General features: G+C 56.0%; 21 protein-coding genes and 1 riboswitch. Of the genes, 10 read left to right on the top strand and 11 right to left on the bottom strand.

From position 1 onward, the window contains the following. Positions 1 to 252 precede the first annotated feature (252 nt). The 4 genes from HVA01_RS07510 (at position 253) to HVA01_RS07525 (ending at position 3,796) form a co-directional block, all read left to right on the top strand. Entirely contained in the window at positions 253 to 987 is a 735-nt protein-coding gene (locus HVA01_RS07510; protein WP_146874489.1) for a metal ABC transporter ATP-binding protein, read from the top strand. After that, positions 971 to 1,861, top strand: coding sequence for a metal ABC transporter permease (locus HVA01_RS07515; RefSeq protein ID WP_146874490.1), 891 nt, complete (start codon positions 971 to 973; stop codon positions 1,859 to 1,861). The genes HVA01_RS07510 and HVA01_RS07515 overlap by 17 nt, the downstream gene beginning before the upstream one ends. A 36-nt stretch (positions 1,862 to 1,897) precedes the next feature. Beyond that, the gene (locus tag HVA01_RS07520) at positions 1,898 to 2,977 is read left to right on the top strand and encodes a metal ABC transporter solute-binding protein, Zn/Mn family (RefSeq protein ID WP_146874491.1); all 1,080 of its coding nucleotides are present in this window, start codon (positions 1,898 to 1,900) and stop codon (positions 2,975 to 2,977) included. Between the two features lie 153 nt (positions 2,978 to 3,130). Further along, entirely contained in the window at positions 3,131 to 3,796 is a 666-nt protein-coding gene (locus HVA01_RS07525) for a cupin domain-containing protein (protein ID WP_146874493.1), read from the top strand. Here the strand turns inward: HVA01_RS07525 and HVA01_RS07530 are convergent. Both HVA01_RS07530 and gloA read right to left on the bottom strand, forming a co-directional pair. Then, a complete protein-coding gene (locus tag HVA01_RS07530; protein WP_146874495.1) occupies positions 3,793 to 4,161 on the bottom strand; it encodes a DUF6164 family protein in 369 nt (122 codons plus the stop codon). The genes HVA01_RS07525 and HVA01_RS07530 overlap by 4 nt on opposite strands. Positions 4,162 to 4,173: 12 nt before the next feature. Then, positions 4,174 to 4,707 carry a lactoylglutathione lyase gene (gloA, locus tag HVA01_RS07535; RefSeq protein ID WP_146874497.1) on the bottom strand — a complete coding sequence of 178 codons (534 nt, stop codon included), beginning with the start codon at positions 4,705 to 4,707 and terminating at the stop codon, positions 4,174 to 4,176. Between the two features lie 205 nt (positions 4,708 to 4,912). Here gloA and HVA01_RS07540 point away from each other — a divergent pair, with 205 nt between their 5' ends. The 4 genes from HVA01_RS07540 to thiE all read left to right on the top strand — a co-directional run bounded on the left by HVA01_RS07540 (position 4,913) and on the right by thiE (position 7,445). Continuing rightward, positions 4,913 to 5,287, top strand: a complete 375-nt coding sequence (locus HVA01_RS07540; protein ID WP_146874499.1) for a DUF2237 family protein — start codon at positions 4,913 to 4,915, stop codon at positions 5,285 to 5,287. A 126-nt stretch (positions 5,288 to 5,413) separates the two neighbouring features. Continuing rightward, positions 5,414 to 5,758, top strand: a complete 345-nt coding sequence (locus tag HVA01_RS07545) for a hypothetical protein (protein WP_146874501.1) — start codon at positions 5,414 to 5,416, stop codon at positions 5,756 to 5,758. 135 nt (positions 5,759 to 5,893) lie between these two features. Then, positions 5,894 to 5,990, top strand: a riboswitch (TPP riboswitch). Between the two features lie 23 nt (positions 5,991 to 6,013). Further along, positions 6,014 to 6,823 (top strand): hydroxyethylthiazole kinase, encoded by an 810-nt coding sequence (gene thiM / locus HVA01_RS07550; RefSeq protein ID WP_146874503.1) that lies wholly within the window; start codon positions 6,014 to 6,016, stop codon positions 6,821 to 6,823. Next, a complete protein-coding gene (gene thiE, locus HVA01_RS07555) occupies positions 6,813 to 7,445 on the top strand; it encodes a thiamine phosphate synthase (protein WP_146874505.1) in 633 nt (210 codons plus the stop codon). Before thiM ends, thiE begins: the two co-directional genes overlap by 11 nt. 591 nt (positions 7,446 to 8,036) lie before the next feature. Here the strand turns inward: thiE and HVA01_RS17380 are convergent. Both HVA01_RS17380 and HVA01_RS07560 read right to left on the bottom strand, forming a co-directional pair. Further along, on the bottom strand, positions 8,037 to 8,183 hold the full coding sequence (locus HVA01_RS17380; protein WP_170243484.1) for a hypothetical protein: 147 nt from the start codon (positions 8,181 to 8,183) through the stop codon (positions 8,037 to 8,039). Between the two features lie 9 nt (positions 8,184 to 8,192). Beyond that, positions 8,193 to 8,864 (bottom strand): hypothetical protein, encoded by a 672-nt coding sequence (locus HVA01_RS07560; protein WP_146874507.1) that lies wholly within the window; start codon positions 8,862 to 8,864, stop codon positions 8,193 to 8,195. A 352-nt stretch (positions 8,865 to 9,216) separates the two neighbouring features. Between HVA01_RS07560 and HVA01_RS17655 the strand changes: the two genes are divergently transcribed. Both HVA01_RS17655 and HVA01_RS17660 read left to right on the top strand, forming a co-directional pair. Then, complete coding sequence (locus HVA01_RS17655; RefSeq protein WP_246129541.1) at positions 9,217 to 9,492, top strand: class III extradiol ring-cleavage dioxygenase family protein; 276 nt, start codon at positions 9,217 to 9,219, stop codon at positions 9,490 to 9,492. Next, positions 9,474 to 9,941: a DODA-type extradiol aromatic ring-opening family dioxygenase gene (locus tag HVA01_RS17660; RefSeq protein WP_246129552.1), complete on the top strand. Its 468-nt coding sequence runs from the start codon at positions 9,474 to 9,476 to the stop codon at positions 9,939 to 9,941. The genes HVA01_RS17655 and HVA01_RS17660 overlap by 19 nt, the downstream gene beginning before the upstream one ends. Here the strand turns inward: HVA01_RS17660 and trhP are convergent. From trhP to rpsK, 7 genes are all read right to left on the bottom strand, one after another. Then, complete coding sequence (gene trhP / locus HVA01_RS07570) at positions 9,926 to 11,305, bottom strand: prephenate-dependent tRNA uridine(34) hydroxylase TrhP (protein ID WP_146874509.1); 1,380 nt, start codon at positions 11,303 to 11,305, stop codon at positions 9,926 to 9,928. The genes HVA01_RS17660 and trhP overlap by 16 nt on opposite strands. 110 nt (positions 11,306 to 11,415) lie before the next feature. Continuing rightward, a complete protein-coding gene (locus tag HVA01_RS07575) occupies positions 11,416 to 12,291 on the bottom strand; it encodes a DMT family transporter (RefSeq protein ID WP_246129543.1) in 876 nt (291 codons plus the stop codon). Positions 12,292 to 12,386: 95 nt separating this feature from the next. Continuing rightward, entirely contained in the window at positions 12,387 to 13,727 is a 1,341-nt protein-coding gene (locus tag HVA01_RS07580; protein WP_371860138.1) for a D-alanyl-D-alanine carboxypeptidase family protein, read from the bottom strand. Positions 13,728 to 14,025: 298 nt separating this feature from the next. Then, positions 14,026 to 14,412, bottom strand: coding sequence for a 50S ribosomal protein L17 (rplQ, locus tag HVA01_RS07585; RefSeq protein WP_146874511.1), 387 nt, complete (start codon positions 14,410 to 14,412; stop codon positions 14,026 to 14,028). A gap of 39 nt (positions 14,413 to 14,451) precedes the next feature. Next, positions 14,452 to 15,447 (bottom strand): DNA-directed RNA polymerase subunit alpha, encoded by a 996-nt coding sequence (locus HVA01_RS07590; protein WP_146874513.1) that lies wholly within the window; start codon positions 15,445 to 15,447, stop codon positions 14,452 to 14,454. A 99-nt stretch (positions 15,448 to 15,546) separates the two neighbouring features. After that, positions 15,547 to 16,167, bottom strand: a complete 621-nt coding sequence (gene rpsD, locus HVA01_RS07595; RefSeq protein ID WP_146874515.1) for a 30S ribosomal protein S4 — start codon at positions 16,165 to 16,167, stop codon at positions 15,547 to 15,549. 12 nt (positions 16,168 to 16,179) lie between these two features. Next, entirely contained in the window at positions 16,180 to 16,566 is a 387-nt protein-coding gene (rpsK, locus tag HVA01_RS07600; RefSeq protein ID WP_007111985.1) for a 30S ribosomal protein S11, read from the bottom strand. Between the last annotated feature and the right edge of the window lie 34 nt (positions 16,567 to 16,600).

Genomic DNA, 16,600 nt, shown 5'->3' on the forward strand with positions numbered 1-16,600 from the left:
ACTATCAGCGTTGCCCTGCGCTACTGAGCGCGTAAAATGTGCGGCAAATTTTTGGCTTTTCTCAATGTTATGTTATAACTTACTTACTATTAAGCGAGGTCGATTAATGAGTGAGCATACGCACCGCCATAACAAGGAAGGACCCTGTCACTTTTCCTTGATGTCCCTGTCAGCGATTAAACGCCTGATGTTCGTGGCCGTGCCGCTAGTGGCGCTTTGGGGGTTGGTGGTTTGGGCTGGCGGGTGGTTGGGATGAGTCAGCGTTCTTTATCACGCTTACAGCTGCATAACCTGCATTTAGCCCAGGCCCGCCGCACGGTGCTCGAACATATCGAAGGCGACTTTAAGCCGGGGGCGATTACTGCACTGATCGGTGCTAACGGCGCCGGTAAAAGTACGCTGATTCAGGCGATTATGGGGGAACTTCGGCCGATTAGCGGTGAAGTGGTCTGCACCGTGCCTAAAGAGCGCCGGGCGTGGCTGCCCCAGCAGTTAGCGTTAGACCTGACCTTCCCCATGAGCGTGGAAGAGTTGGTGATGACCGGCAGTTGGCCCAGCCACGGGGCGCTGAGCGGCTACTGTGCAGCGCATTACCGCAAAGGTCGCGAGATCATGGCGCGGCTGGGGATTTCGCACTTGGCCCACCGCCCGCTGGGCGAGCTTTCCGGCGGCCAGCGCCAGCGCGCGCTGTTCGGCCGCACGCTAATGCAGGAAGCCGAGCTGTTACTGCTGGATGAGCCGTTTGCCAATGTGGATAGCGAAACCGTGGATGTTTTGGTTCGCATTCTGCGCCAGATGGCGGATGACGGCGCAACCATTATTGTCGTGCTCCACGATATGGATCACCTGCGCCGTCTGGCCGATGAAGTGCTGATGCTAAACGGTGGCCACGGCCGCTGGGTGGCGCCCAGTGCGCTCACTCACCAACATGCCCCGGCCCAAGTAGTGCCGTTTAGCCTGGGAGGTCGCCATGTGGGAACTGCTTAATACCTGGTTGATCAGCCCGTTTGATTACGGTTTTATGCGCCGCGCGGTGGTAGGCGGTTTAGCGCTTTCGCTGGCCGCCCCGCCGCTGGGGGTATTTTTGGTGCTGCGCGGCATGAGCCTGATTGGCGATGCCATGGCCCACGCGATTCTGCCCGGCGTGGCATTGGGCTTTCTGCTGGCGGGGTTTTCGCTGCCAATCATGAGCATTGGCGGGGTGCTGTTTGGGTTAATGGTCGCGCTGCTGGCTGGCGCCGTGTCGAAGATGGGCGGCCAGCGCGAAGATGCCGCCATGGCGAGCTTTTTCATTATCTCGCTGGCCGCCGGTGTGATGCTGATTTCGATTGGCGGCAGCAGCGTTGATTTAACCCACGTGCTGTTTGGTTCAATTCTGGCGATTAACTCCACCGCACTGCTGCTGATCGCGGGGATCAGTACGCTGATTGTATTAACCCTGGCAGTGGTGTTCCGCGCCTTGGTAGTGGAGTGCTTGGACCCGCTGTTTTTGCGAGGCCAAAGCCGCCGCAGCGGCTGGGTGCACAGCGTATTCCTGGGGCTGTTGGTGCTGAATTTAACCGCCGGCTTTCAAACCCTGGGCACACTGATGGCGGTGGGTCTGATGATGCTACCGGCCACCTCGGCACGCTTTTGGAGCAAACGCTTGGAGGGCTTGATCGGCATCGCGATCGTGCTGGCCATGGTGGCGAGTACCGGCGGCTTACTGCTGTCGTTTCATCTTGATATCCCCTCGGGCCCGAGCATTATTTTGCTAGCCGGGTTCGGCTATCTGTTCTCGGCCCTGTTTGGTCGCTACCACAGCTTGGCTGCCAAGCTGCGACGTAAAACAACGCCACTGGAAGTCGAGCACGGCGCCTAACTGTTATTCCGCATGCTTAATCGTAAGGAGTGTTGTATGTCTTTTGCCTGTTTATCATATCGGTCGTCGCGTTGGTTAGTGGGCGTTTCCGCGATGCTGGCGCTGCCTGCTGCCATGGCTAATGAGCGCGTTCAGGTGGTTACCAGTTTCTCCATTCTCGCGGACATGGTGGAAAACGTAGGCGGCGAGCATGTCGAGGTGACCTCACTGGTCGCTGCCGATGGCGATGCCCACGTTTACTCCCCGAGCCCCGGCGATGCCCGCTCCCTGGCGAACGCTGATTTAGTGGTGTTTAACGGTCTGCTTTTCGAGGGCTGGATGGAGCGTTTAATTAGCGCCAGCGACTATTCAGGCGCGCTGGTCACCGCGACCGATGGCATTGAAGCTCTCTCTTTCGCTGAGCATGAAGACCATAACGAGCACGGCCATGAGGATCATGACGAACACGCCCACGAAGAGCACGGCCACGACGATCACGAAGCACATGAAGAACACGCTGGTCACGAGCATGGCAATCAAGACCCGCATGCCTGGCAGGATATGCACCAAGCCGAGGTGTACGTTGCCAATATTCGCGATGGGTTAATCGCCGCCGATGCCGATAACGCCGATGCTTACCGCGCCAATGCTGAGCAGTATTTACACGAGATGGCCGAGGTAGACGCCGAGATTCGTACGCTGATTAATGAGATTCCTGCCTCCACCAGCGTGATTACCGGCCACGACTCCTTTGGCTACTTCTCAAGCGCTTACGGTGTGCATTTCCTCTCGCCCGTAGGGCTTTCCACGGAAGCTGACCCCAGTGGCGCCAGCATGGCGGCGCTAGTGGATGTGATTGAGCAGGAGAACGTGAAGGCGCTGTTCCACGAGAACATGACCAATCAGTCGATCATTACTCAGCTCGCCGAAGAGACCGGCCTGCCGATCGCGGGTACGCTCTACGCCGATGCGCTGGCAGCAGAAGGCGAAGCGAGTACCTACCTGGGTATGATGCGCCACAATGCGCATGTGCTGAACGATGCGCTGGCAGAACCTGGTCATGACGAGCACGGACATGACGATCATGAGCAGGTTCACGAAGACCATGACCACAGTGAGCATAGCCACAGCCACTAAGTCTTACCAAGCCTATATTGATGCCGCTTTCGGGCGGCATTTTTAATCGCGATATGGCTAAGACCCTACAACCGAAAGTTGCATTTTTTGCTGCCAATAAGGAAACTATACCCCCTCCCCGTTACTCACCTTCACTGCGAAGAGCCCTTTCCAATGCGTCTAAACGCCGATTTTAGCCACTTTGCCTGTGTTACCCCAGAACAGTATCAGTGGACCAACTCCCCCAGTGCGGGCGTAGAACGCATGATGTTTGACCGCATTGGCGATGAAGTTGCCCGTGCCACTAGCCTTGTCCGCTACGCTCCCCATACGCAGTTTGAGCGGCATAGCCACGGCGGCGGCGAGGAAATTTTGGTGCTAGAGGGTGTCTTCGCCGATGAGCATGGCCGCTACCCGGCGGGCAGCTATCTACGCAACCCCATCGGCACCGGCCATACGCCGCAGATTGGCGAGGAAGGCGCGCTGATTTTTGTCAAATTGCACCAGTTCGACCCCAACGACTCGCTGCAGTTGGCGGTGCCTGCCCACCGGCTTCCCTGGCAGCCGGACCGGCGCCCTCGCATTGCCTACAAAATGCTGCATACCTTTAAACAAGAGCGCATCAGCCTCGAGCGCTGGTCGTCGGGCACGTCTATTGCGTACCCCACACTGCTGGGTGGGCTGGAGTTTTTAATCCTGGAAGGTGCGCTCAGCGATGGCGAGCAGAGCTACACCGCAGGCACCTGGTGCCGCTACCCAAGCGGGTCGGCACCGGCGTTAACCGCCGGTGATGAGGGCGTCATGATGTACCTCAAACGCGGCCACCTGCCTGCGGCTTAGCTGCGCGATAAACCGAGAAACGGCAATACCGTGAGGGCCACGATGAGGCCTACCGCCAGCAGGACCAGCACGACTTGCAACGGGTGAGCGGCCAAGCGTTTCCAAAGGGTCATTTGCTCACCCCGCTCGGCCGCCGCCTGGTGCTCGCGCTGAGCGCGTTCGAGGCGCCCCGCTTGATAGGCGTTTAATGCCGCGACAGCGGCGTCATGCTGATACGGATTGCGCAGCCAGATGGCATCGACCCCCAGGCGGAAAAACCCCGCCTGGGTTTCATAAGTATCAAAGCCGTGCGCAGCCAACAAGTCGCGCACTTCCATGGCTTCTTCGTCAGTCACATGACGCAACCGGAACAGTAGTTCAGCCATTGGCTTGCCTCATCAGTCGCTCTTTCCTACCATCAAGTCAGCCTGAATGACTTCAATCCAGTAGCCATCGGGGTCTTTAATGAAGATAACGTCTTGCATTTTCCCTTGGTCGGCACGCTTAACGAAGGTGACGTCGTGCTCGTCAAACCACGCCTGGGCCGCCGCCAAGTCCGGCACGCTAAAGCAGATATGGCCAAAGCCCTGGGGTTCGGCGTTGCCATCATGGTAAGCGAAATCCTGCTGGTTTTCGGTGCCCCAGTTGTGGGTTAGCTCTAACAGCCCTTTCTGGCTAAAGGTCCAGGCGGTGCGCGCGTGGGTATCCTCAGGCACGCTATCGCTGGCCTCCAGGTTGGCCAGGAAATACAGCGAGAACTGCATTTCCTCGAAATCTAACCGCCGCATTACCTGCATACCCAATACCTTAGAGTAGAAGGCTAGCGCCCGCTCGGGGTCTTTCACCCGCAACATGGTGTGGTTTAAGCGAAACCCTTGGGTTTGGGGCGGCGTGGCAACGATGCCGGGATGCTGCTCACCTTGAAAACTCATGCGCTGCTCCTTTGAATAACCTACGACATTAACTTAATTTATTTTTTGACAAAACTGATACGCTGTACAAGTATCAATGCGGGCTAGCATACGCGTGAACGGCAACTGCTAATCACCCGTACTAACCCTAATCACCCGTACGAACAACTGTTTACCATGAGGGCTTAGACGCGATAATTCTAGCCCTAACTGCTTAGGAGGCCTTATGCCGCGTGATCGTAATGTGTTGGGAGAGCCGCTAACGCCTTGCTGCCATTCGCCTAAGACGGGGTTTTATCGCGATGGTTTTTGCCGTGTTGGCGCCAATGACCTTGGCGTTCACTCCGTTTGTGCGATGGTCACCGAGGAGTTTCTGGTCTTCTCTAAAGCACAAGGCAATGATTTGTTAACACCTCGCCCTGAATTTGGTTTTGCAGGCTTACAGCCTGGTGACCGTTGGTGTTTGTGTGCCCGCCGCTGGCAAGAAGCGGCTCAAGTGGGCTTAGCGCCGCCGGTAATTTTATCGGGCACCCATGAAAAAACCTTAGAAATCATACCGCTTGAAAAGCTACAGCAACACGCCCTGGATGCACTACATTAAAAGGTGAAAGCTGACTGGAAATCTTTCACAAACCCCCTACACTGATTGCTCAAACCCTTTACACTGTATTGGTTTTCATACAAAGCTTACGGATGCCATATTGAGGGCGTCTACCAGGAGTTTTCCATGCCTGCGATTGATATGACTCTCGGCGACCAGTTGACGCTTAAACAATTGTCTCATGTCCTTCACAACGGTTTTTCACCGATTGTGGAAGTGGAGTCAATGGACGGTATCTACAAAGTCCGCTTTCACCACGCTAACGGTGTTTCGGACCTAAGCGATCCCAAGGGCTGCGTGTGTACTTTCACGGGTACGGGGGAAATACGCGATATGCTTGGGCGGCTGGGCCTTACCCATGGGGTGCTTACGTTTGCCGACCAGTGCGGCGACGAGATGATTGGCGTAGCGGGTAAAGCCATGACGCCTAACGAAATGCTGACTTACGGTACGCGTATCTCCTTTCGTTAGACCTCAGGCACCCAGCGGGGCGTTTATAGCTGGCAAAGCCGTTGGTGACTGATATCTACTAATGGCTGCCAAGGCATGTTGCAGCGCGGGTCTTTTGACCAGGACTTTACAGCGCTCGCTTTGCAAAGGATAGTAGGATCACGACAGGGGCGCCCTACTCACGTTGGGCTGAGAAGCACCCTTTGAACCTGAACCGGATAACACCGGCGTAGGGAGTCGTGGTGCTGCTCACCACCTCCCTGCCGGGAGGATGCTATGACCTTATCCCCGCTTGGCGATTACCTTAAAACGCTGCGTGCAGAGACCCCACTGGTCCACTGCATTACCAACTATGTCGCGATGAACAGCACCGCCAACCTGCTGTTAGCCACTGGCGCATCGCCCGCCATGCTGCATGCTCAAGAAGAGGTTGCCGAGTTCACCGCCCTCTCCGCGGCGCTCTCCATTAATATAGGCACGATTTCGCCTCACTGGGCCGATGCCATGCTGACCGCTACGGCAGCCGCCAATCAGCACGCCATCCCCTGGGTGTTAGACCCCGTCGCCGTCGGGGCCACGCGCTACCGTCAAACGCTGTGCGCGAAGCTGCTTGATGCACAACCAACCGTGATTCGCGGCAATGCCTCTGAAATCCTCGCGCTTTATGGCCTGGCAGGCCAGGCACGCGGCGTGGATGCAACGGCCACCACCGGTCAAGCCTTGGCGACAGCGATCGCGCTGGCGAAGCGGCAGCGCTGCGTGGTGGCCATGACAGGCGAGCAGGATGTGATTACCGATGGCAACACCCACTTCACCTTAGCCGGCGGGCACCCCTTAATGCCCCGCGTCACCACCCTGGGCTGTGGCCTTAGTGCGCTGGTGGGCGCTTTTGTGGCGGCCAATACCGCCGCGCCGCTGGGCGCCAGTGCCGCTGCCCTGGCCTGCTTTGCCGTGGCGGGGCAGCGAGCGGGCAACCTTGCCCAGGGGCCGGGCAGCTTCCAAGTGGCATTGCTGGATGCGCTGTATCAACTCACCCCTGACGACCTTAGCCACCATGCGCAGTTGGAGGCCCTCCATGCCGCTTGATCTCTCGCTTTATTTGGTCACCGATGCGGCGCTGTGCGGCGATGCTGGTCTGGAGAAAACCGTTGCGGCGGCGGTAAGCGGCGGCGTGACCCTGGTTCAACTGCGCGATAAGCACGCCAGCGATGCGCAGATGATCGCCCAGGCCAAACGCTTGAAGACGCTGCTGGCAGGAAGTGGTGTGCCATTGATTATCAACGACCGCTTGTCGGTGGCGTTGGAAAGCCAGGCCGACGGGCTACATGTCGGCCAAAGCGACACCCTGGTGCAAGCAGCCCGTAACGCCATGGGCCAAGGGGCGATTATTGGCCTGTCGATTAATACCCTGGAACAGCTGCAAACAGCGCCCATTGAGCTGCTTGATTATGTCGGACTGGGTCCGGTATTTGCCACGGTGAGCAAGCAGGACCATGCTCAGCCGATCGGCTTTGACGGCTTAGCGTCGCTGGCTAAGGCGTGCCCACTGCCCTGCGTGGCCATCGGCGGCCTGAAAGCCGAACACGCCGCACGGGTAAAAGCCGCCGGGGCAGACGGTATCGCGGTTATTTCCGCGATTTGCGGCCAGCCCGATCCCTATCAGGCCGCGCGGGCGTTTCAGGTTTCCCAAGCCGTTTCGGCATCATGAATCAGTATCGCCCCTCAGTATATACACACATTCAGCCCAGATTACTCTTTACCCTATCCGCCAGGGCAATCGCACATTATCAATAATTCCCATTTTAGCGAGGCCACCTCAGCGGTGGTTAGACACTTCGACGAAGGGTTCTGCAAGCACTCCTTAGTGTTATCCGGCGGGTAGCCACACACATTCGCGAGCTGAAGCTCCCTCCCACAAGGGCTCCCCCCACAAGGGCTGCAAGCGCCTCTTGATCTCATCAAACTCAGAACTATTGTGGGAGGCCGCTTCAGCGGGCGAAGGGTGCTGAAAGCACCCCTTAGCGTCATCAGCCGGGTAGCCCACACATTCGTGAGCTCAAGCTCCCTCCCTCAAGGTGTCGCGAGGGCGCTACTTTCGCATCTGACTGCGATGGATAGCGGAAATGCCGACATTACCGGGAACATTTTACCGGCCATGGCGAAAGACCCGCGCGTTACCTATCACCGACACCAGAAAACGGCCTTGAACGAGACGCTTTCACCACGTGCGATTTCCCTTGCCTATCCTTAAGGATGGAACTTAGCAGAGAAAGGGCACATCCCACAAAGCGTGGGCTGATTACCCACTTTTGCCAAATAAAAAAGCTGCTATAGCGGCGGCTCCCAGAAGACAAACTATGATAACGATTAAGAATCCCGGAGGGATAAAAGCTATCGCCGCAGCCAAAAATACCAAAAAAATAAACGCAGCTACAAAAACACCCATAAATAAATCCTATTTAGTTTCATGTCTTTCTTGAAAAGCAAAATGTCGACCTAGCTCATCAAAAGCTATCTTGAAATCAGCAGACTCAAATGGTGCCCGCAGAAAGAAGTACAACAACCCACACACAGGGGCCAAGTACAAATAGACAAAGGTCGACTCCACAAATAGCAAGCGCACGACAACCAATGCGATAAAAGCTAGCATCGCTATCCTGCTAAATGTCCGCATCCCAAAGAAGACAACACCTGCAATAAATGCACCAAGGTAATAGAAACTCTCTATCGCTCCTCCTCCGTAGACTAAAGACGTAACTAAAGCACTTATTAAAATAAAGTCAGATAGCAAAAAAAAGATAAAAAGTGTATTTAGGTTTTGTGGGTAGTAAAACAAGCCACGGAAAGCCATAAAAACAACGCTGATAGCAGCGATAACACCGACTACCGCTGAAGGCGTTACCCACGCAATATTTCCATCACCACCGAACCCCCAGAAAGCGTCCCAAAAGCCATTTTCATAAGACCTCTGCCATAGTGGAAGCAAAAACGAGTCGCTCTCCACTCGCCTACTGCTTACAACTAGCGCGAGAAGAGCAACCAACACTGAAACGACCATTCTCACCCACATAGCCCACGGAGAGTTCATAGCATAAGAAAGTCGTTTCATAAAACTTGACTGTGTCATTTCTTGCCCTCAAAAATCTCCCAAGATAACCGGCAATTTTCATTCCGCTTCGGGTAGAAAAGCAGTATCTTTTACCGCTAGCTAATTCCAGCTGAGCCGCCAGAGAGTATGCTCTAAGTGAGTTTTGGTTTCCATGCTCTTAGCCAAATGTAGTTTTCTTACCGAGAACGTCCCAGCTCTTTTTGCGCTTGAGAAGTCTGGTCTTGATGAGGAGTAAGGCGGCGGCACCGCCCTGCTACTTGGCGTGTATACTCGCTGGGTATTAAGCCCCCGCTTCGCCTAAATCTACCTCCTACCCTAATCTTACCCCCTAACCCTATCGTCAGCGCTAGCACTGCGCTGGAGATTCCTCATGTTACCTAGTCTGTTTATCTCCCATGGTTCGCCCATGCTGGCACTTAATAAAACCCCGACTCACGATTTTCTCCGCGAGCGGGGCAAGCAGCTGTCGCCCAGAGCAGTGGTCATGGTGTCGGCACACTCGGAGAGCCTGACGCTCAAGGTCAGCACCAGCGCCAATCTGGAAACCATCCACGACTTTGGCGGCTTTTCGAGTGCCAGCATTCCGCCCCTGGTGAACCGGAACTGGCTGAACGGCTTGCCCTGTTACTGGGCGCCGAGCGGGTAGAGCGTGGCCTTGATCACGGCGCCTGGGTGCCCCTTTCATTGCTATTCCCTGATGCCAATGTGCCGGTTGTTTCGCTGTCGCTCCCGGTGCGCTGGAGCAATGCGGAGCTGGTGGCACTGGGCGAACGCCTGTCGGCACTACGGGAAGAAGGAATTTTAGTTATCGGCTCGGGCAGCCTGACCCATAATCTTTATGAAATCATGCCCCTGGAGAGCCCAATGCCCGCCTGGGTCGATGCGTTCGCCACCTGGGTGAGCGGCCGCCTTATTGCCAATGATCGCGACGCACTGCTTAGCTGGGAGCGCGCGCCCAACGCCCAGAAGAACCATCCAACCCCTGAGCATTTTCAGCCGTTGCTGGTAGCCATGGGGGCGGGAGGCGAAGCGATCCAGCTGCACCACAGCGTGGAGCACGGGGTGCTTGCGATGGACGCTTATGCCTTTAGCTGATCAGCTACCTCTAGCGATTTAGGTTGTGCTGCTGTGGAAGGCGTGAGATCACGCATTAATAGCGCAAACTCAAGCTGTTCGGGGATAATGCTGGCATTAGGGATGGGGATACGCACGCGATATCCCGATCCAGGTGCTGCACTTTGCGCTTCGCCTCGTAAGTTCTCGATATGGTCGAGCACGAAGCGGTGATTGCCACCAGGCAGCATAAGCTCCATGCCATCCCCCACTTCGAAACGGTTTTTAACCTCTACCTCCATGGTTCTGCGAACCGGGTCATAACCTAGCACTTCACCGACAAATTGCTGGTGCACACCAATGGAGTGCCCCTGCTCATAACTTTGGAACTCGCCGTGGACATGGCGCTGATAAAAGCCTTCGGTGTAGCCTCTATTCGCCAGGTTCTCAAGTTCATCCATTAGCCGTTTATTAAAGGGCCGCCCAGCGACGGCGTCATCAATGGCTTGCCGATAGACCCGTGTTGTACGCGCGACGTAATAATGGGATTTGGTGCGCCCCTCGATCTTTAACGATGCCACGCCCATTTGCGTCAGCCGAGCCACGTGCTGCACCGCGCGCAGATCCTTGGAGTTCATGATGTAGGTGCCGTGCTCATCTTCATACATAGGCATCAGCTCGCCAGGACGGGAAACGTCTTCAATCAGCGCCGAGAGCTCGCCCTGGTTGGCGGCCGCTGGGATGCCAGTTTCCTGGGCGGCGATTAAGTCGCCCGTGTCATCGTGGGTCGCCGCTATGGTGTTATATTTCCAACGGCACGCGTTGGTGCAGGTCCCCTGGTTAGGGTCGCGATGATTGAAATAGCCCGACAGCAGGCAGCGCCCTGAGTAGGCGATACACAGCGCGCCGTGAACAAAGGTTTCGATCTCTAAGCCTGGACACTTGTCGCGTATTTCGCCGATTTCTTCCAGTGACAGCTCCCGAGACAAAATGATGCGGCTAATACCCTGCTGTTGCCAAAACTGGGCGGCCGCCCAGTTGACGACATTGGATTGCACCGAGAGGTGGATGGTTTGCTCCGGCCAGCGTTCGCGCACCATCATAATCAAGCCAGGATCCGACATAATCAGCGCATCGGGCCCTGCTTCAATCACCGGCGCCATATCCTGAAGGTAGGTTTTCAGCTTGCTGTTGTGGGGGGCGATATTGGATGCCACATAAAACTGCTTGCCCCGTGCATGAGCGTACTCAATACCGCGGTGTAAGTTATCAATTTTAAAATCGTTGTTGCGCACCCGCAGAGAGTAGCGCGGCTGACCTGCGTAGACCGCGTCAGCCCCATAGGCAAACGCGTAACGCATGTTTTTGAAGGTGCCGGCAGGGGAAAGGAGTTCGGGGGGTTGCATAGACAGTCACCGTGGGAAAAGGCTGGATTATAACCAGCCCACCTTCACTGTCTTGCGTAGCGCGCGGCTTCCATGACCTGGATCAAAAAGTAACAGCAGAACGCCTTTAGCTAAGCAGTGGGGCGGCGTTTAAGGGTGGTTCTACGGTCGTGGTACGCCACCGCTAACCCGCTGCCTATTATCAAGGCGCTGCCTACCCAGACCCAGATATCCGGCATTTCGCCCCAGAACCACCAGCCCAATAGCACCGCCCAGAGCATGGCGGTGTAATCAAACGGCGCGGCGATGGCCGCTGGCGCAAAGCGAAAGGCCAAGGTGATAAACGCGGTAGCGGCGACGCCCAGCACCCCAGACGCCAAAAACCCCAGCCAATGCCACGGCTGGGGCGTTTGCCATACCCACGGCAGCGTTAGCGCGGTCACCACCAAGGGCACAGCGGTCATGTAGAACAACATCGCCCAGAGGTGCTCACGGCTGCCGTAACGGCGTGCGGTAATCATCATCAAGGCATAAAACAGCGCCGCGCCGACCAACATCAAGGCGCCCAGTTGAAACGCATCGCTACCCGGGCGCACCACGATCAGCACGCCAACAAACCCCACAAGCGATGCAGTGAGCACCGGCGGGTCGATACGCTCCCCCAGCAAGGGTACCGACAGCAGGGTCACAAACAGCGGCGCGACGAAGGCAATTGCCGTGGCTTCTGCCAGGGGTAGCAGCGTTAAGCCCCCTACAAAACACACCATTGTGGCGGTATAAAACAAACCACGCAGTAGATGCACCCGCGGGCGTTTAGTCCGCAGTTTGCGCAAACCGCCGGCAAAGTAGGCGAGGAAGGCAATTAGCGGCATGGAGACGAGCGCACGGAAAAAGATGATTTGCAGCGGCGAATGCGTTTCCCCCAGCCATTTAGAAACAGCGTCGCCTAAGGCAAGAAACAAAACGCCCAAACACATGCAGAGAATGCCTTTCAGCGAGGTTGTCACTGCGATCTCCCTATTAACAGCTCACTATTAGCTGGCCCAAAAGCAAAAAACCCCGCCAACGAGCCATTGGCGGGGTGATTAAGTACACCACCTTATTACAGGCTGGCGTTTACCACCATGCAGTCCATCCCCTGGGAGTGCAGTGCGCGACACGCCTGATGGGCGCGCTGCTCGTCTAGCGCCATTAAGCGGGCACGATAAACCGGGCGTTGGCCCTCTACCGTGTCGACAGCCACGCGGCCTCTTAAATTCTGGGCGATGCGTTGCGCCGCCTGCTGGGCCAATTGACGGGCCTGCGCTTCCTGGCTGAAAGCGCCTACTTGAACGCCCCAGCCGTCGACCGCTTCATTGGCGGCGAGCGTCTGTTCTCGTTCAATAAACGCTTGCAGCGGATCGGGTTGCGATGGCGTTACTGGCGGACGCTGAATCGTCTTTATATCGGCTAACTGGGCTTCTAGGTTCGCTTCTAGGCCCGTTTCGACGACCGCCATCAACGGCTGGCGTGGCCTAGGATTGGCTGGCGCCACTGGCTGAGCGGGAGGGGCAAAGGCCATAAACTCGCGCGAGAAGCTCGTATCGGCCATCCAGCTTTGCTGGTCACGCAACGACGCGCGCAGAAAACTACGGTCGAGCAGATTGGCCATATGGGTGTCCCGTGACTGGGACGAAAATCCGCCCATCACCACCCCTACCAAACGTCGGTTACCGCGCACAGCCGTGGTCGCCACGTTAAAACCAGAAGCGCGAATGAACCCGGTTTTTAAGCCGTCTGCCCCTGGGTAGTCGCGCACTAGCCGATTGTGGCTGGTATGCCGCTTGCCGCGGTAGCTGAACTCCTGCAGGCCAAAATAATGGTAGTACTGGGGGAAGTCCTGCATGACGCGGACCGAGAGCGTCAGCATATCCCGGGCGGTGGTGATCTGGCCATTGTCCGGCAGGCCAGAGGCGTTGCGAAAGGTAGTGGCGTGCATGCCCAGCTCGCGCGCTTTGCTGGTCATCATTTGCGCAAACCGTGCTTCACTGCCGCCTAGCGCTTCGGCAACCACGGCGGCAACGTCATTCGCCGAGCGAACGGCAAGCGCGCGGATAGCGGTATCCACCGGGATAGCGCTACCGGCAGCCAGCCACAGTTTTACCGCAGGCTTGGCAGCCGCATAAGGGGAGACAGGCAAGGGTTGATCTAGACGCAGCGTACCATTTTCTAACGCTTCAAAGGTTAGATACAGCGTCATCATTTTGGTGAGCGAGGCGGGATAGCGCTGGTCATCAATATTCTCCGCATACAGCACTTCGCCATTATCTAAATCCACCACGACCCCCGCGTAGCGAGGGTTAGCGGCTTGAGCGCTAGTGACCATTGCCAGTATCAATAGCACGGCCATACTCCATGGCCATACGCCAGGCGCTCCAGCGGCGCTTTTTACCCTCGCATACATACCTGCCCCTTCGTTGTTATCAACGCACTAGTTGTAACCACTGATTAACCCGCCTATAACTGCTTAGTTACCTTGCCACACTCAAGGCGCAGCGCAAGGCTTTCCCTTCGCGATATGACGCCGCTTTTGCGTTCATCACAAACAGACTATCTATCATAAACAGAGTATAGACGCAGTTAAGCGTAGAATAGGACAAAATAAAGGCGAGAAACGTGCGGGTAGCCGATAGGCATAAACAAAAAAACCGACCCCAAGGGGTCGGTTTTCATTCGCTGCTAAACACGCTTAGCGCAGAGCATTACTCTTCTGCGGCGACGTCTTCAACGACCGGACGGTCAACTAGCTCGACGAACGCCATAGGCGCGTTGTCGCCGGTGCGGAAACCGCACTTGAGAATACGGACGTAACCGCCCGGACGCTCGGCATAACGCGGGCCTAGTTCGTTGAACAATTTACCGACGGCTTCTTTAGAGCGCGTACGGGAAAACGCCAAACGACGGTTAGCAACGCTATCCTGCTTAGACAAGGTGATCAGCGGCTCGATAACGCGACGCAGCTCCTTGGCTTTGGGCAGGGTTGTCTTAATGACTTCATGTTCGACCAGCGAGACAGACATGTTCTTGAACATGGCCTGACGATGCGAGCTGGTGCGATTCAGATGACGACCACTCTTACGATGACGCATGGTTGTAATTCCTTACCAAACTGGGACTCAAGTCGACGCTCACGCGGAGGCCTTGTCGTCCTTCAGGCTTGCCGGTGGCCAATGTTCCAACCGCATGCCGAGGGACAAGCCGCGCGCTGCCAATACATCTTTGATTTCATTCAAAGATTTTTTACCGAGATTCGGTGTCTTCAACAGCTCAACTTCTGTGCGCTGGATAAGATCACCGATGTAGTAAATATTCTCGGCTTTTAGGCAGTTCGCGCTGCGAACGGTCAACTCAAGATCGTCTACGGGGCGCAATAGAATTGGATCAACTTGATCCTCTTCCTCTTCGACTTCCTGTTCTTTATCAGCTTCCAGGTCGACGAAGGCGGCCAGCTGCTCTTGCAGGATGGTCGCACTGCGACGGATAGCCTCTTCCGGATCCAGGGTACCGTCGGTTTCCAAATCGATAATTAGCTTATCGAGATCGGTGCGCTGCTCAACACGAGCGGCTTCAACCGAGTAGGAAACACGGCGGACAGGGCTGAAGGTGGCATCCAGCTGCAGGCGGCCAATAGCACGCGTCTCTTCATCAGAGCCGCGCGCGTCAGCCGGTTCGTAGCCACGACCCAGCGCTACCTTAAGCTGAATTTTCAGCTCGGCACCTTCATTGACATGAGCAATGATGTGGTCCGGGTTGACGATTTCGACGCTATGATCAAGCGCAATGTCGCCAGCGGTGACGACGGCTGGGCCCTGCTTGTTCAGCGTGAGCATCGCCTCATCGCGGCTGTGCATCTTGATCGCAACATCTTTCAAGTTCAGGAGGATTTCAATAACATCTTCCTGCACCCCTTCGAGGGCACTGTACTCATGCTCTACACCGGCGATTTCAGCCTCTACCACGGCACAGCCGGGCATTGACGAAAGCAGAATGCGACGCAGTGCATTCCCCAGGGTGTGACCAAAGCCACGCTCGAACGGTTCGAGCACGATTTTGGCATGATGTGCGCTGATTTCTTCGACCTTAATATCACGGGGACGAAGAAACTCTGTCACTGAACGCTGCATATGAACACCTTTCAGGCTGCCAAACGGATACTTGGTACTCGGTTACGAGCTGGCGCTGGCAAAAAACCGGCGCCAGATCGACAAGAAACAGGAAACTGCTTACTTGGAGTACAGCTCGACGATCAGATTTTCGTTGATGTCGGCAGACAGGTCACCGCGTTCAGGCAGAGCCTTGAAAGTGCCTTCCATCTTCTTGGCGTCGATTTCGATCCAAGCGATGTCGCCACGGTTGGCCGCAATGGACAACGCGCTTTGAATACGTACTTGGTTCTTCGCCTTCTCGCGAATGGAAACAACGTCACCCGGCTTCACTTGATAGGAAGCGACGTTAACGCTGCGGCCATTGACGGAAATCGCCTTGTGACTGACCAGCTGACGCGCTTCAGAGCGAGTCGAGCCGAAGCCCATGCGGTAGACGACATTATCCAGTCGGGATTCGAGCAACTGCAACAATACCTCACCGGTCGCGCCTTTAAGGCGGGCGGCTTCTTTGTAGTAGTTACGGAACTGTTTTTCGAGTACGCCATACATGCGACGTACTTTTTGCTTCTCGCGAAGCTGCAAGCCGTAGTCTGAAAGACGCTGACGACGCTGGCCGTGTACACCCGGGATCTGCTCGGATTTACACTTTTTCTCGAAGGGAGTCACACCACTCTTTAAAAAGAGGTCGGTGCCTTCACGACGAGACAATTTGCACTTCGGTCCAATATAACGGGCCATGAATCTGTCTCCTTAAACGCGGCGTTTCTTCGGCGGACGGCAGCCATTATGGGGAATGGGCGTCGCGTCTACGATGCTTTGCACGCGGAAGCCGGCGGCATTCAGTGCGCGCACGGCGGATTCACGACCGGGACCTGGGCCTTTAACCAGTACGTCTACGTTTTTCACACCATACTCGGCTGCAGCAGTTGCTGCACGTTCGCTTGCCACTTGAGCAGCGAACGGGGTGCTCTTGCGAGAACCACGAAAACCCGAACCACCGGCAGTCGCCCATGACAGAGCGTTGCCCTGGCGGTCTGTGATCGTCACGATCGTGTTGTTAAAAGAGGCATGGATATGCGCAATCGCGTCCACTACCTGCTTTTTAACCTTTTTACGGTTACTACGCGGGTTAGCCATGTTGATGTCTATTCCTGTCGTTACGCCGGCTCTC

Source organism: Halovibrio variabilis, assembly GCF_007991175.1.
Taxonomy (GTDB): Bacteria; Pseudomonadota; Gammaproteobacteria; order Pseudomonadales; family Halomonadaceae; genus Vreelandella; species Vreelandella variabilis.